This window comes from Actinomadura macrotermitis (genome assembly GCF_009604375.1).
GTDB classification, from domain to species: Bacteria; Actinomycetota; Actinomycetes; order Streptosporangiales; family Streptosporangiaceae; genus Spirillospora; species Spirillospora macrotermitis.
On the sequence record NZ_WEGH01000001.1, the window covers coordinates 1,375,756 to 1,390,312 of the forward strand.

The 14,557-nt window shown below is 72.8% G+C and carries 12 protein-coding genes; 11 read left to right on the forward strand and 1 reads right to left on the reverse strand.

Annotated features, from left to right (window positions below; all coding sequences use genetic code 11):
- Window positions 1–70 precede the first annotated feature (70 nt).
- The 7 genes from ACRB68_RS06125 to ACRB68_RS06155 are packed head-to-tail and all read left to right on the forward strand — an operon-like array spanning window position 71 to window position 7,797.
- Window positions 71–943, forward strand: coding sequence for a glycosyltransferase family 2 protein (locus tag ACRB68_RS06125; RefSeq protein ID WP_328593821.1), 873 nt, complete (start codon window positions 71–73; stop codon window positions 941–943).
- Window positions 940–2,010 (forward strand): GNAT family N-acetyltransferase, encoded by a 1,071-nt coding sequence (locus ACRB68_RS06130; protein WP_328593822.1) that lies wholly within the window; start codon window positions 940–942, stop codon window positions 2,008–2,010. Before ACRB68_RS06125 ends, ACRB68_RS06130 begins: the two co-directional genes overlap by 4 nt.
- Window positions 2,007–3,026 (forward strand): glycosyltransferase family 2 protein, encoded by a 1,020-nt coding sequence (locus ACRB68_RS06135; protein ID WP_194293283.1) that lies wholly within the window; start codon window positions 2,007–2,009, stop codon window positions 3,024–3,026. Before ACRB68_RS06130 ends, ACRB68_RS06135 begins: the two co-directional genes overlap by 4 nt.
- Entirely contained in the window at window positions 3,023–3,862 is an 840-nt protein-coding gene (locus tag ACRB68_RS06140; RefSeq protein ID WP_153531182.1) for a polysaccharide deacetylase family protein, read from the forward strand. Before ACRB68_RS06135 ends, ACRB68_RS06140 begins: the two co-directional genes overlap by 4 nt.
- Window positions 3,855–5,204 carry a polysaccharide biosynthesis protein gene (locus ACRB68_RS06145; RefSeq protein WP_153531183.1) on the forward strand — a complete coding sequence of 450 codons (1,350 nt, stop codon included), beginning with the start codon at window positions 3,855–3,857 and terminating at the stop codon, window positions 5,202–5,204. The genes ACRB68_RS06140 and ACRB68_RS06145 overlap by 8 nt, the downstream gene beginning before the upstream one ends.
- Window positions 5,201–7,441: a hypothetical protein gene (locus ACRB68_RS06150; protein ID WP_194293195.1), complete on the forward strand. Its 2,241-nt coding sequence runs from the start codon at window positions 5,201–5,203 to the stop codon at window positions 7,439–7,441. The genes ACRB68_RS06145 and ACRB68_RS06150 overlap by 4 nt, the downstream gene beginning before the upstream one ends.
- The gene (locus tag ACRB68_RS06155; protein ID WP_153531185.1) at window positions 7,438–7,797 is read left to right on the forward strand and encodes a hypothetical protein; all 360 of its coding nucleotides are present in this window, start codon (window positions 7,438–7,440) and stop codon (window positions 7,795–7,797) included. The genes ACRB68_RS06150 and ACRB68_RS06155 overlap by 4 nt, the downstream gene beginning before the upstream one ends.
- A gap of 29 nt (window positions 7,798–7,826) precedes the next feature.
- On the opposite strand, the gene ACRB68_RS06160 is transcribed toward ACRB68_RS06155, so the two are convergent.
- Complete coding sequence (locus ACRB68_RS06160; RefSeq protein ID WP_328593823.1) at window positions 7,827–8,597, reverse strand: GntR family transcriptional regulator; 771 nt, start codon at window positions 8,595–8,597, stop codon at window positions 7,827–7,829.
- 155 nt (window positions 8,598–8,752) lie between these two features.
- On the opposite strand from ACRB68_RS06160, the gene ACRB68_RS06165 reads away from it, so the two are divergent.
- The 4 genes from ACRB68_RS06165 to glgB all read left to right on the forward strand — a co-directional run bounded on the left by ACRB68_RS06165 (window position 8,753) and on the right by glgB (window position 14,555).
- Window positions 8,753–8,971 (forward strand): hypothetical protein, encoded by a 219-nt coding sequence (locus tag ACRB68_RS06165; RefSeq protein ID WP_153531186.1) that lies wholly within the window; start codon window positions 8,753–8,755, stop codon window positions 8,969–8,971.
- Between the two features lie 471 nt (window positions 8,972–9,442).
- A complete protein-coding gene (locus tag ACRB68_RS06170) occupies window positions 9,443–10,864 on the forward strand; it encodes a glycoside hydrolase family protein (RefSeq protein WP_235958751.1) in 1,422 nt (473 codons plus the stop codon).
- Between the two features lie 86 nt (window positions 10,865–10,950).
- Window positions 10,951–12,171, forward strand: a complete 1,221-nt coding sequence (locus tag ACRB68_RS06175) for a cytochrome P450 (RefSeq protein ID WP_235959072.1) — start codon at window positions 10,951–10,953, stop codon at window positions 12,169–12,171.
- Between the two features lie 131 nt (window positions 12,172–12,302).
- Window positions 12,303–14,555, forward strand: coding sequence for a 1,4-alpha-glucan branching protein GlgB (gene glgB, locus ACRB68_RS06180; RefSeq protein WP_153531187.1), 2,253 nt, complete (start codon window positions 12,303–12,305; stop codon window positions 14,553–14,555).
- The last annotated feature ends 2 nt before the right edge of the window (window positions 14,556–14,557 follow it).

Genomic DNA, 14,557 nt, shown 5'->3' on the forward strand with positions numbered 1-14,557 from the left:
TGACCCGACATCTAACGGGTCAAGACGTCAACGAATTACGGGGACTCCCATGCACACTCCTGATTCCTCCGTGCGTGTCGACGGCATGCTGAGGGCGGCCCCCCTCACACGCCCCGGCGCACTGCCCGCGATCGGCGGCCGGACCCGCCGATGGCCCACCGTCACCGCGGTCATCCCGACCCTGAACGAGGCCGAGAACCTGCGCTGGCTGATGCCGCGGCTGACCGCGGTGGACGAGATCGTCATCGTCGACGGCCGGTCCACCGACGGCACGGTCGAGTACGTGCTGTCGGTGCGCCCCGACGCCAAGATCATCAGCGAGCCGCCCACCGGCAAGGGCACCGCGATGCGGCAGGGGATGGCCGCGGCGACCGGCGAGATGATCATCATGCTGGACGCCGACGGCAGCATGGACCCGGCCGAGTTCGACTCCTTCCTGGCGCTGCTGTGCCGCGGCTACGACTTCGTCAAGGGCACCCGGTACGGCTGCGGGGGCGGCTCCGACGACCTCACCGGCCTGCGCCGGCTCGGCAACTCGGCCCTCACCTGGCTGGCCAACCGGCTCTACCGGCAGCGCTGGTCGGACCTGTGCTACGGCTACGTGGCCATGCGCCGCGACGCCGTCGGCCGGCTCGCGCTGCGCTCGACCGGGTTCGAGATCGAGACCGAGATGTGCGTCAACGCGGTGCGCGCGGGGCTGCGCATCGCCGAGGTCGCCAGCCACGAGACCGAGCGCCGCTTCGGCGAGTCCAACCTCAACACCTGGCGGGACGGCTGGCGGGTGCTGCGCACCATGGTCCGGCTGCGCTTCCAGGGCAGGCTGGAGCCGGCGCCGGACGCGGTGGACGTCACCGACGTCACCGTCGTGCACGGCCTGGTCCCGGCCGACCCGGTCCAGCTGGGCTGGCAGTCCGCGGCGTACGGCAGGACCGGCACCGAGTGAAGATCACCGTCACCCGCCCGCGCGACCTCGGCGAGGCCGAGATCAAGCGATGGCGCGATCTGCAGCTGACCGGCCGCGACCTGGGCAACCCGTTCCTGGCGCCGGAGTTCGCCCTCGGGGTGGACCGGTTCCGTGAGGGCGTGCGGGTCGCGGTCGTGGAGGACGCCTCCGGCATCGCCGGCTTCTTCCCCTTCGAGCGGGGCCCGCTCGGCGTCGGCCACCCGGTCGGGTTCGGCCTCACCGACCTGCAGGGCATCGTCGCGGACGACGACCTGCGGCTGGACGCGCGCACCCTGCTGCGGTCCTGCGGGCTCGCGGTCTGGGACTTCGACCACCTGATCGCCCGGCAGGCCCTGTTCGCCCCGTTCCACACCGCGCGGCGGGTGGAGCCGGTGATGGAGCTGGGCGAGGGGTTCGCCGCGTTCGAGGCGCACCTGAAGGAGGCCGCGCCGAAGACCCACAAGACCATCCGCTACAAGGAGCGCAAGCTCGGCCGCGACGTCGGGGAGCTGCGGTACGAGTTCGCCTCCGCCGACACCGCCGACCTGCGCCGGCTCATGGACTGGAAGTCCGACCAGTACAACCGGACCGGCCGCACCGACCGGTTCGCGCGGCCCTGGATCGTCCGGCTGGTGCGGCACTTCCACGAGACCGGCTTCGGCGTGCTGAGCGTGCTGTGGGCGGGCGAGGAGCCGGTGTCGGCGCACTTCGGGCTGCGCAGCGGGCCCGTCATGGCCGGCTGGTTCCCCGCCTACGACACCCGGTTCGGCAAGTACTCCCCCGGCATGATCGGGCACCTGCGGCTCGCCGAGGGCTGCGCCGCCAACGGGGTCGAGGAGATCGCGATGGGGCGCGGCGGCAAGGAGTTCAAGGAGGGGTTCAAGGGGCGCGAGATCCCCATCGCCGAGGGCCGGGTCGCCCGCCGCGCGCCGGGCGCGGCGCTGCACTGGGCGCGGACCACGCCGCTGAACCGGGCCCGCGCGGCGGTCCTGGACAACCCGGAGCTGTACAAGAGGGCCGACCGGGTGCTGAAGACCTACGCCCGGCTGAGGGGGCGGGTGTCGTGAGCGCGCTCCGGATCTCCGTCGTCATCTGCGCCTACACCGAGGAGCGGTGGGACGACGTGCACGCGGCCGTCGCCTCGGTGCGCGGCCAGGAGCACCCGGCCGAAGAGATCATCGTGGTCGTCGACCACAACCCGGCGCTGCACGCCCGGCTGAAGCGGTCGCTGGCCGACGCGGTCGTGGTGGAGAACCGCGAGGGCCGCGGCCTGTCGGGCGGCAAGAACACCGGCGTGGCGGTGGCGCGCGGCGACGTGGTCGCCTTCCTCGACGACGACGCGGTCGCCGCGCCCGGCTGGCTCGCCGGGATGGCCCGGCACTACGCCGACCCGCGGGTGGCCGGCGTCGGCGGGCTGACGCTGCCGCTCTGGCCCGGCTCCACCACCTCGGCCGAGCTGGTCGCCGCCCCGGTCCCCGCGGCCACCGGCACCCGGCCGGGCTGGTTCCCCGAGGAGTTCGACTGGACGGTCGGCTGCACCTACCGGGGCCTGCACCCGGGGCCGGTGCGCAACGTGATGGGCGGCAACGCCTCGTTCCGGCGGGAGATGTTCCCGCTCGCGGGCGGCTTCGACTCCCGCATCGGCCGCACCTTCCACAAGCGTCCCCTCGGCTGCGAGGAGACCGAGTTCTGCATCCGGCTGCGGCAGCGCTGCCCTGACGCCGAGCTGCTGTACGACGACGAGGCCGTCATCTGGCACCGGGTGCCGCCGCTGCGCGCGCGCTTCGCCTACTTCCGGCAGCGCTGCTACGCCGAGGGCCTGTCCAAGGCCCTGGTGACCGCGAGCGTCGGCTCCGCCGACGGGCTGTCCAGCGAGCGCACCCACGCGCTGGTCACGCTGCCGCGCGGCGCGCTGCGCGGCGTCACCGACGGCCTGAAGGGCGACCTGGCCGGCTTCGGCCGCGCCGGGGCCATCGTGCTCGGCCTGGCCTGGACGGCCTGGGGCTACGCCACCGGCCTGTACACCGCCCGCCTCCAGGCGCGCCGCGCCCGCCGCGCCGTCGCGGGCCAGGGAGCGGCATGACCCTGCGCAGCACCCCCTGGACCGGCGCCCTTCCGGTGCTGATGTACCACTCGATCAGCGAGCGGCCGCCGAAGGAGACGGCGGCGCTCGCGGTCACCCCCCGCGCCTTCGCCGCCCAGATGCGGCTGCTGAAGGAGCGCGGGCGCACGCCCGTCCCGTTCTCGGCCCTGTCTCCCACCACGGGGACTTCCACCGCCGGTCTCCCCGAGCGGCCCGTGGTGATCACCTTCGACGACGGGTACGCCGACTTCCACCGGCACGCGCTGCCGGTGCTGGACGACCTCGGCTTCACCGCGACGGTGTTCGTCACCACCGGCTGGCTCGCCGACGCCGGCCCGGACGCGGCGGGCCGCCCGCTGGACGCGATGCTGACCTGGTCGCAGGTGCGCGAGGCGGCGGCGCACGGCATCGAGCTCGGCGGGCACAGCCACAGCCACCCGCAGCTGGACCAGCTCGGCGACGCGGCGCTGCGCGACGAGCTCGCCCGCAACAAGGAGCTGCTGGAGGACCGGCTGGGCCGGGCCGTCACGACCATGGCCTACCCGTTCGGCTACTCCAGCGCGCGGGTGCGGCGGGCGGTGCGCGCGGCCGGCTACGACACCGCCTGCGCGGTCGCCAACCGGCTCGCCCCGGCGGGCACGGGCGCGCGGGCCGGCGACGTGCTGGCGATCCCGCGGCTGACCGTCGGCCCCCGGACCACCCCGGAGCTGTTCGCGCGGGTCGTCGAGGGCGCGGGCGTCCCGCGGGCCTACCTGCGCGAGCGCGCCTTCACCAAGGGCTACGCCGTGGTGCGGCGGGCCCGGTACGGCGCGCGGAAGGCGGCCCGCCGTGTCTGACCCGACGCTGGCCTCGCCGCCCGCCGGCGCGGCGCCCGGCTGGCTGCGCCGCGAGCTGTCCAACCCGCTGTTCCGCAACGCCTACGCGCTGATGCTGAACGGCGGCATCACCACCGCGCTCGGCGCCGCGTTCTGGCTGGTCGGGCCGTTCTTCTACGGCCCGGCCGACTACGGCCGCAACACCGCGATGAACCAGGCGATCATGTTCGTCGGCGGTGTGACCATGCTGAACTTCCTGCTGATCCGGTTCATCCCCGAGACGGCGCGCAGCACCCGCCGGCTGGTGCTGTCGTGCTACGCGCTCGGCGTCGCCGCCGCCGCCGTGGTCGGCGTCCTGTTCCTGGTGACGCTGAACGTGTGGGGGAAGGACTGGTCGAACTTCGACCGGCTGCGCGGGTTCGGCCCCGGTGCGCTGTTCGTGGCGATGGCGGTGGCGTGGAACCTGTGGAACGCGATGGAGGGCGTCTTCACCGGGCTGCGCCACGCGGGCTGGGTGCCGGTCGTCAACACCGTCTGGTCGCTGACCCGGCTCGGCCTGGTGATGGCGCTGGCCGGGGCGTTCCCGCACAACGGCATCGTGCTGGCCTGGTACGTGCCGGTGATGGTGCTGCTCGTCCCGGTGAACGCGCTGATCTTCGGGCGGATGATCCCCGGGCACGCCGCGGCCAACCGCGGCCGCGGCCACCGCTCCACCAAGAAGGAGATCGCCGCCTACCTGCGCACCGGCTACCTCGGCGGCGCGCTGCAGTTCGCCACCGTCAGCCTGGTGCCGCTGGTGGTCGCCACGCACCTGACGCCCTCGACCAACGCCTACTTCCAGATGGCGTGGGTGCCCGGCATGATGCTGGACCTGCTCGCGCTCACCCTGTCGTTCTCCCTCACCGTCGAGGGCTCCTTCGACCGGGACACCCTGGCCGAGTCGACGCGGGCGGCGCTGCGGCGCACCGTCATGCTGCTGGTGCCGGTGACGGTGCTGGTGGTCGCCGCCGCCCCGATCGGCCTGAGGATCTACGGCCACGGCTACGAGGCCGGCGCGCCGCTGCTGCAGGTGCTGGCCCTGGCGGTGCTGCCGAAGGCGGTGATCGAGCTGTACATCGGCGCGCTGCGGGTGCGCAACCGGACCCGGCTGATCGCGCTGCTGCAGGGGGTCCGGCTCGCGGGCGTCCTCGGGCTGGTCGTGCTGCTGATCGACCCGGCCCACCTGTACACGATCGGGGTGGCCGTGCTGGCGGTGAACGTGGCGGTCGCCGCCGCGATCTGGCCGGGACTGCGCCGGACCATCCGGCCCGAACGGCCCGCCGGCGGGTCTTCCACCGGCGACGGAGAGCGGGATATCTCTTGAGTGTGACGCTTCGCCAGGCACGCCAGCCGGAGGAGGGGGCCCCGCGGGGCGCCGGAGCCGCCCCGCCCGCCGTCCCGGGGACCGGGCGGCCGGTCCTGCTCGGCCTCACCGCGGCGATGCTGATCGGCACCGCGCTGTTCTGGCTGCCGCTCGGCGGCGTCGACATGGACGCGATCGGCGGCCACGGGCTGATCGCGGTGCTGCCGGTGGCGACGCTGCTCGGCGCGGCGGTGCTGGTGCTGACGTTCATGGCGACGCTGGCGCTGCCCCGGCCGCACCGGCTGCTGCTGAGCGTGCAGATCGGCATCCTGATCATGTCGCTGCACGGGGTGACGCTCGCGCTGGAGCCGGTCGCGCGGTTCTCCACCGTCTGGCAGACCGCCGGGTTCATCGAGTACGTCGAGCGCACCCACACCGTGAGCTGGTTCCTGGACGCCCGGTTCAGCACGCCCGGCTTCTTCGCCTTCGCCGCGTTCGTCCTGAAGGCGGTCGGGCAGCACGACATCGAGCCGGTGCTGCGCTGGGCGCCGCCGGTCACCAACCTGATGTACCTGCTGCCCTACATCCTCATCCTGCGGGTGCTGCGCGCGACGTGGCGGGCCAAGTGGTTCGCGGCGTGGCTGTTCATCGCGGCCAACTGGGTCGGGCAGGACTACCTGTCCCCGCAGGCGTTCGCCTACCTGCTCTACCTGTACTTCCTGGCGATCCTGGTCAACTGGTTCCGCCACCACGACGAGACGACCCGGCGCGCCGGGCGGCGCCGCGGCAGGGAGCCCGCGGAGCGCTCGGGCGTCCTGTGGCGCCTGTACGACTGGCTGTTCGCGGCCAAGGACCCCGGCGAGCTGCCCGCGCCGAAGGTGTCGCTGCGCGACCAGCGGATCCTTTTGTTCCTGCTGTTCGCGCTGCTGCTGGTCGGCACCGCGGCGCACCAGCTCACCCCGTTCCTGATGACCGCGGCCTGCGGCGGCCTGGTGCTGATGCGCCGGTGCAGCCTGCGCGGCATGCCGATCATCGCCGGGGTGGTGTACGCGGCGTGGGTCAGCTTCATGACCGTCGGGTACTGGGCCGGCCGCAAGAACGAGATCTTCGGCGGGCTCGGCAAGATCCTCACCAACTTCCAGCAGAGCACCGGCGGCCGGATCGGCAACGTCGACGGGGACACCCAGCAGATCCAGTACCTGCGCATCCTGATCGCGGCCGTGATCGTGGTGCTGGCGGTCGCCGGGCTGCTGCGGCGCCGCGCCCGCGGCATCGACGACCGGGTCGCGCTGGTGCTGATGCTGGTGCCGTTCGCCTCGCTCGGCCTGCAGAACTACGGCGGCGAGATCGGGCTGCGCATCTACTTCTTCATGCTGCCCGCGGCGTGCCTGCTGATCGCCTACCTGTTCTTCCCGGCGCCGTTCGACGCGCCCGCCGTGCGCGCGCCCCGGGTGCGGCCGTCCGGGCTCGCCCGGCTGCGCACCGGCACCCGCCGGCACTGGCCCGCGGTCGCCGCCGCGTCGGTGTTCGCGCTGCTGATGGCGGGCGGGTTCCTGACCGTCCGCTACGGCAACGAGAAGTACGAGCAGGTCCGCCGCAGCGACGTCAAGGCGTTCGACGTCATGCTGGACAACTACAAGACCGGCGTCGTCGGGGTGGTGTGGCTGAGCGCGGAGGACCCCAACCTGGCGGGCGGCACCCCGGTGATGCCCTGGTCCTACCGGGAGTGGGAGCGGTTCAACTACACGGCCGTGATCGCCGACCGCAACAACCCCGGGAACATCGCGCAGATCGTGCAGACGCTGAAGGAGCAGGGGCCGGGCGGCTTCTTCGTCACCACCCGCAGCCACGAGGACTTCCAGGTGCTGAACTCGGGCCTGGCGGCCGACTACGGCGTCCGGCTGCGGCGGGCGCTGGCGTCCTCTCCGGAGATCGCCACGGTGTTCGCCGACCGCGACGCCGCCGTCTACCGGCTGAAGGCGCCGCCCGCCGACCCGGTGCTGCCGACGCCGAAGCCGACCGGGCTCGGCCTGCGCTCCTCGCCGTGGACGCCGGCGGGCCTGATCTACCTGCCGGTGCTGCTGATGGTCCTGCTCGCCCGCGAGCTGCGGCGGCTGCGGCTGTTCGCCGGGTCCCCCGGCACCGCCCTGTCTCCCGCCGACGTGCGGCGGCGCCTGCTGCCCCTGACCGTGCTGGCGTTCCCGCTGCTGATCGCGGTCGTCGCGGTGGTCATAGAGAGGTTCGTCTTCATCAAATGACGCTGCTGCTGGCCCTGCTGCTGTTCGCCGCCCCGGGCGCGGCGTGCTGGATCCTGGTGCGCGCGCTGGACCCGGTCGGCCGCCTGGTCGTCGCCGCCGCCGGGAGCGTGGTGCTGGTCGCGGGCACCGCCCAGGCGATGCTGATGCTGGGCGCCTGGTCGCCCGGCACCGGCCTGGTCGCGGTGCTCGGGCTGAGCGCCGCGCTGGCCGCGCTCGGGTACGCGCACCGCCGCCGCAACCCCGCCGAGGAGCCCGCCGAGGCGGCGGCCGGGCCGGCGCCGGCGAACGTCACCCGCGCCGACATCCCCGTCCGCCGCCGCGAGGACGACGACGATGAGTGGCTGTACCGCGACTGAATTCTCACCCCTGCGGCGGCCGGTACCGGTCAGTGCGACAGGTCGATCGCGTAGTCCAGCACGACCCGGTCGGCGGGGATGACGATGTCGCGGCAGACCTCCAGCACCTCGGCCCCCGACAGCATGCGGCGGGTGACGGCGAACACCGGCACGCCGCCGGCCATGTTCAGGGTCTCGGCCTCCTCGGGCGTCGGCATCCGCGAGCGCACCGCCTCCTCCACCCGCGTCGGCGGGCGGCCGAGGAAGCTGAGCTGGGCCAGGGTGCCGCCGGGCCACGGCTCGCGGGCGGGATCGCTGACCGGGGTGTCGCCGACCAGGTCCCACGGCAGGTAGTTGACCGAGATCTGCTGCGGCTCGCCGCGCGAGTAGAAGACGAAGCGGCGGCGCAGCAGCTCGGTGCCGGCGGGCAGCTCGAACAGCTCGGCGAGCTCGCCGGTGGCGCGGGTACGGGTGAACTCCTTGTCCAGCCGGTACTCGTTCCAGCCGATCCCGTGGTCACGGGTGAACGTGGTGGCCGGCGCGGCGGGCGCGGCCGGCCGGGCGAAGGCGCGGTAGCGGTCCATCGCCACCCGGCGGGCGGGCGGCGTGACCCGCACGACGGTGCCGCCGCCCCGCCGCGTCTCGACCAGGCCCTCCCCGCGCAGCAGCGCGATCGCCTGCCGGACGACGATGCCCGACACCCCGTGCTCCGCGCCGAGCTCGGTCATCGTCGGCAGCCGCGCGCCCGGCGGGTGCACGCCGCCGCGGATCTGCTCGCGCAGGGCGTCGGCGATCCGCAGGTAGGCCGGGCGGTCCGGCACCGGCGCCACCTCCTTTCCCCCCGCTGCTCCCCCGCACCGATGCCTCCCGGGCGCTATCCCGAGGGGGACGGTCCGCTTACGGACAGCTTGACACTTCTTTGACCGCGTAAGACTTTTGTATACAGAAGTGCCGCCTCGGGGAAGGGACGACCTTGATGGGCGACTTCGCGGATCAGAAGACGGCCATCGAGCGGGAGTTCCCCGGCTGGCTGGTCTGGCGCAGTGACGCCGGGCGCTGGTACGCCACCCGGAGCGGCGACCTCACCGACGCGCAACTCCAGGCCGGATATGCGATGACGGTGGCGTCCGACGACGCGGACGGGCTCCGCGGGCTCCTGCGCGACCAGTCCCGGCGCGACGCGGAGGACCGGTGAGGCGGGGACGCCGGGGCCGGTGCGGCCCGGCCCGAGCACGGGGGCGGGCCGGGCTTGAAGGGCCCGGGACGGAAGGGACCTGTGTCGCTCAGGTGACACAGGAATGGAGGACCGGTCGGCGGGGTCGGGGTTACCCCGGTGGCCAGCCGGACGTGTCCGCACGGGCGGCGCAGCCGACGCGACCCCTGGCGAACAGTCGCGCCGCCCGTGCGGACGCAACATCCGGCAGCTGATCCTTTTCTGCCGGATTTGCGGCCTCGGAGCCGCTTTTCCCAACTGTCCCATTCCGGCCATTTATCCCACGGGTCGCCCGCCGTCCCGGACGTTACCCCCACCTGCGGGGACGGGTAGGAGAAGACAGCACGGCCAATTGTCCTCTCCGGCGAACCGGGACGCTGTTCCCGGCGTTCTAACCAAGTGCCGGCACCACCGCCCGGCACTCGTCGGCCGGCCCCTTCCTGGAGGCCTCTTTTGCAAGCGCAGCAGCGGACCCGCGCGTCCCGCCCGTTCCCCGCCTCCCTGTTCGGCAACCGGCAGGGCCGGCACGGCCGCCCGCGGCGGCGCCTGTTCCTCGTCGCGCTCGGTGCGGCCCTGGCCGGCGTGCTGACCGCCACCGGCGTCATCGCGGCGACCGGCTGGCGGCCCGGCGGCTCCGGCGGCGTCGCCGCGCCCGCCGCCCCGGCGACCGTGGTCGCGCCGAACGCGCCGGCCGGCTGGCCCTCCTGGGGCTTCACCCACACCCAGAACACCGTGGACCGCGAGGGCGGCCCCGCGGGCGCGCTCGCCGCGCTGACCGCGGCGCCGATGCCGCAGGTGACGCCGATCATGGGCTGGGGGGTGGACAACCCCGAGCCCAAGCCCGGCGAGTTCGACTGGGCCTCGCTGGACCGCCGGATGGAGGTGATCCGCCAGACCAGGGGGACGCCGATCGTCACGCTGTGCTGCGGCCCGGACTGGATGAAGGGCGGCGCGGCCGGCCGCACCGACTGGAGCAGGCTGGAGCTGGCGCCCGAGCCCGCGCACTTCGGCGACTACGCGAACCTGGCCGCCGCCGTCGCCAAGCGCTACCCGGACGTGAAGTACTACACCGTCTGGAACGAGTTCAAGGGCTTCTGGAACCAGCCGGCCAACCGCTGGGACTACGAGGGCTACACCGACCTCTACAACAAGGTGTACACGGCGCTGAAGAAGGTCGACCCCGACATCAAGGTCGGCGGCCCGTACATGGTGATGAACAGCAACGCGCCCGGCACCCGCCGCGACGGCCCGCCCTCGGAGCTGAGCGGCCCGTGGGGCGAGATGGACCAGCGCAACCTGGACGCGGTCAAGTACTGGTACGACCACAAGAAGGGCGCCGACTTCATCGCGGTCGACGGGCACGCCCTGCCCAACCAGCGCGACTACAAGATGGACGCGTTCGCGGCCCTGCGCAAATTCTCCGACACCACCCGCTGGCTGCGCGGCCTGGACGACAGGCTGCCCGTCTGGTGGGCCGAGTGGTACGTCGAACCGGACCCCTCGGCCTGGACCGACGAGCAGCGCGGCGCGGTCCAGGCGGCCGCGATGATGGAGTTCGTCAAGGGCGGCGCCGCCAGCGCGTTCTACTGGAGCCCGCAGACCGCCACCACCGGCACCTGCCCCGGCTGCCTGTGGACCGGGACGGCCGCGGGCGGCAGCGCCACGCCGACGCTGGTCAACCTGCAGAACTTCGACCGGTGGTTCCCGCCGGGGACGCGCCTGGAGGACGTGAAGTCGTCCAACGCCGCCGTCCGGGTGCTGGCGCAGAAGAAGCAGATGGTCGTGGTGAACACGACCGCGCAGCCGGCGGGCACCCGGATCGAGGGGCAGCCCCTCACGCTGGGGCCGTACGAGGTCAAGTGGCTCGGCCGCTGATGCGGGCGGCCCAGGAAAGAAGGCGGGACACCGTGGCCCTCAACTCCGCGCCTCCCTCGGGGAAGGCGGGCATCGACCTGGTGAGCATGGCGTTCTGGGACCGCCCGCCCGAGCAGCGGCTGGCCGACTTCGCCCGGCTGCGCGAGCTCGGCGAGCCGGTGTACTTCGCCGAGCCGCGGGTGCCGTTCGTCCGGTCCGGCACGGGCTTCTACGCCCTGGTCCGGCACGCCGACGTGGTGGCGGCGAGCCGCAACGCCAAGGTGTTCTCCAGCGAGCCCGCCGCGACGTCGCCGGAGCCGCCGCCGTGGCTGGCCAAGGTGTTCGGCACCCCGATGGTGAACATGGACGACCCCCGGCACGCCCGGCTGCGCCGGATCGTGTTCCGCGCGTTCACCCCCAAGATGCTCGCCAAGATCGAGGGCGACATCCAGGCGACCGCGACCCGGATCGTCGACGACGTGCTCGCCGAGGGCCCGCGCGACTTCGTCGCCCAGGTCGCGGCCCGGCTGCCGATCCACGTGATCTGCGCGATGATGGGCATCCCCGAGCGGGCCCGTCCCTACGTGCTGTCGCGCATCGACGCGATGACCGAGTACTCGGGGGTGCGCGGCTCGCTGGCCAGCCCGCGCACGCTGCGGCTGCTGTACGGCAACCTCAAGGCGATCGTGGACCTGCACCGGCTGGTCGCCCGGCTCGGCGAGGCGCGCCGCCGCGACCCGTCCGACGACCTGGTGTCGGCGCTGGTCAACGCCAACCCCGACGGCGAGCGGCTGTCGGTGAAGGAGCTCGGCTCGTTCTTCGACCTGCTGCTGGTCGCCGGCAACGAGACCACCCGCAACGCGCTCGCGCACGGCCTGAAGCTGTTCACCGACCACCCCGATCAGCGGGACCTGCTGCTCGGCGACTACGACGCGCGGATCGGCGGCGCGATCGAGGAGATCGTCCGGTACGTGTCGCCCATCATCCAGTTCCGCCGCACGCTCACCGAGGACCATGAGCTCGGCGGGCACCGGTTCCGGGCCGGCGACAAGGTGGTGCTGTTCTACCCGGCCGCCAACCGCGACCCCGAGGTGTTCGCCGACCCCGACGTCTTCGACATCACCCGCTCGCCGAACCCGCACGTCGGCTTCGGCGGGCCCGGCCCGCACCTGTGCCTCGGCGCGAACCTGGCCCGGATGGAACTGAAGATCATGTTCCGGGAGCTGTACACCCGGCTGCCCGGCCTGCGCGCGGACGGCGAGCCGGAGTACCTGCTGTCCGGCTTCGACAACGGCATCACCCGGCTGCCGTTCACCTACACCGGCTGAGCCCCTCGCCCGCCGGGGTCTTCCAAGCGTCAGCCCTTTTAACCCAGGGACTTCACAACAGAGGTGATATGCGCGGATCTCCGGGCAGTGATAGGAGGGTCCGGATCCCCGCAGAAGGAGGCCATGTACCCATGGCACGGGTGACGCGCGCTGAGATCGAGCAGCTCGTCGGTGGCGACCATCACGACCCGCACGCCGTCCTCGGGGCGCACCCGGGACGCGACGGCATCGTCGTACGGGCCCTGCGCCCGCTCGCGGAACGGGTCGAGGTGGTGCTGCCGAACGGGGAGCGGCACCGGCTGCGGCACTTCCACGAGGGCGTGTTCGCCGCGACGCTGCCCGCCGAGGCCTCCCTCGCCGGCGACAGCACCGAGGACGCGCCGCTGGCCGTCCCCGACTACCGGCTCGCGGTGACCTACGGCGACGGCGTCGAGCTCGTCCAGGACGACCCCTACCGCTACCTGCCGACGCTCGGCGACCTGGACCTGCACCTGATCGGCGAGGGCCGGCACGAGGAGCTGTGGCAGGCCCTCGGCGCCCGGGTGCGCGGCTACGCCTCGGCGTTCGGGCCGGTCACCGGCACCGCGTTCGCGGTGTGGGCGCCGACCGCGCGCGGCGTGCGGGTCATCGGCGACTTCAACCACTGGGACGGCCGCGCCCACCCGATGCGCTCGCTCGGCTCCACCGGCGTCTGGGAGCTGTTCGTGCCGGGCGTCGGCGACGGCGACACCTACAAGTTCGAGATCCTCGGCGCCGACGGGCAGTGGCGGGCCAAGGCCGACCCGATGGCCCAGTACACCGAGGTGCCGCCGCGAACCGCCTCGCGGGTGTTCACCTCCGCCTACGAGTGGGGCGACGGCGCGTGGATGGACCTGCGCAAGGACCGGCAGTGGGTGCACGAGCCGATGAGCGTGTACGAGGTGCACCTGGGGTCGTGGAAGCAGGGCCTCGGCTACCGCGAGCTCGCCGAGGAGCTGCCCGCCTACGTCAAGGAGATGGGCTTCACCCACGTGGAGTTCATGCCGGTCGCCGAGCACCCCTACGGGCCGTCCTGGGGCTACCAGGTGACCTCCTACTACGCGCCGACCTCCCGGTTCGGCGACCCCGACGACTTCCGGCACCTGGTCGACCGGCTGCACCAGGCCGGCATCGGCGTCATCGTCGACTGGGTGCCCGCGCACTTCCCCAAGGACGAGTGGGCCCTCGCCCGGTTCGACGGGACCGCCCTGTACGAGCACAGCGACCCCCGGCTCGGCGAGCACCCCGACTGGGGCACGCACGTGTTCAACTACGGCCGCTCGGAGGTCCGCAACTTCCTGGTCGCCAACGCCTGCTACTGGCTGGAGGAGTTCCACATCGACGGGCTGCGGGTGGACGCCGTCGCCTCGATGCTCTACCTGGACTACTCGCGCGAAGAGGGCGAGTGGACGCCGAACATCTACGGCGGCCGGGAGAACCTGGACGCGATCTCGTTCCTGCAGGAGATGAACGCGACCGTCTACAAGCGCGACCCGGGCGTCATGACGATCGCCGAGGAGTCGACGGCGTGGCCGGGCGTCACCCGCCCCACCCATCTCGGCGGGCTCGGCTTCGGCTTCAAGTGGAACATGGGCTGGATGCACGACACGCTCAGCTACCTCCAGCACGAGCCGGTCTTCCGCCACTACCACCACGGCGAGCTGACGTTCTCCCTGATCTACGCGTTCTCGGAGAACTACGTGCTGCCGCTGTCGCACGACGAGGTGGTGCACCTGAAGGGGTCGCTGCTCGGCAAGATGCCCGGCGACACCTGGCAGAAGTTCGCCGGGCTGCGGGTGCTGCTCGCCTACATGTGGTCCCATCCGGGCAAGCAGCTGCTGTTCATGGGCAGCGAGTTCGGGCAGGGCGCCGAGTGGGCGGAGTCGCGGCCGCTGGACTGGTGGCTGCTGGACAACGCCGCCGAGGGCGCGCACCACCTGGGCGTGCAGAAGTTCGTCCGCGACATGAACCACACCTACCGCAACGAGCCGGCGCTGTGGACGCGCGACAACGAGCCCGAGGGGTTCCGCTGGATCGACGCCAACGACGCCGGCGGGAACGTGCTGTCGTACCTGCGGTACGGGATGCAGCCGACCGCCGGGAGCTCGACCGAGCCGCCGGTGATGGCGTGCGTGGTCAACTTCTCCGGCGGGCCGCACGAGGACTACCGGGTGGGGCTGCCGTTCGCCGGCCCCTGGCGGGAGGTGCTGAACACCGACGCCTTCGAGTACGGCGGCAGCGGCGTCGGCAACCTCGGCCGGGTCGAGGCGGTCGAGGAGCCGCACCACGCGATGCCGGCGTCGGCGGTGATGCGGGTGCCGCCGCTCGGGGCGGTCTGGCTGGTCCCCGAACGCGAGCCCGAATAGGG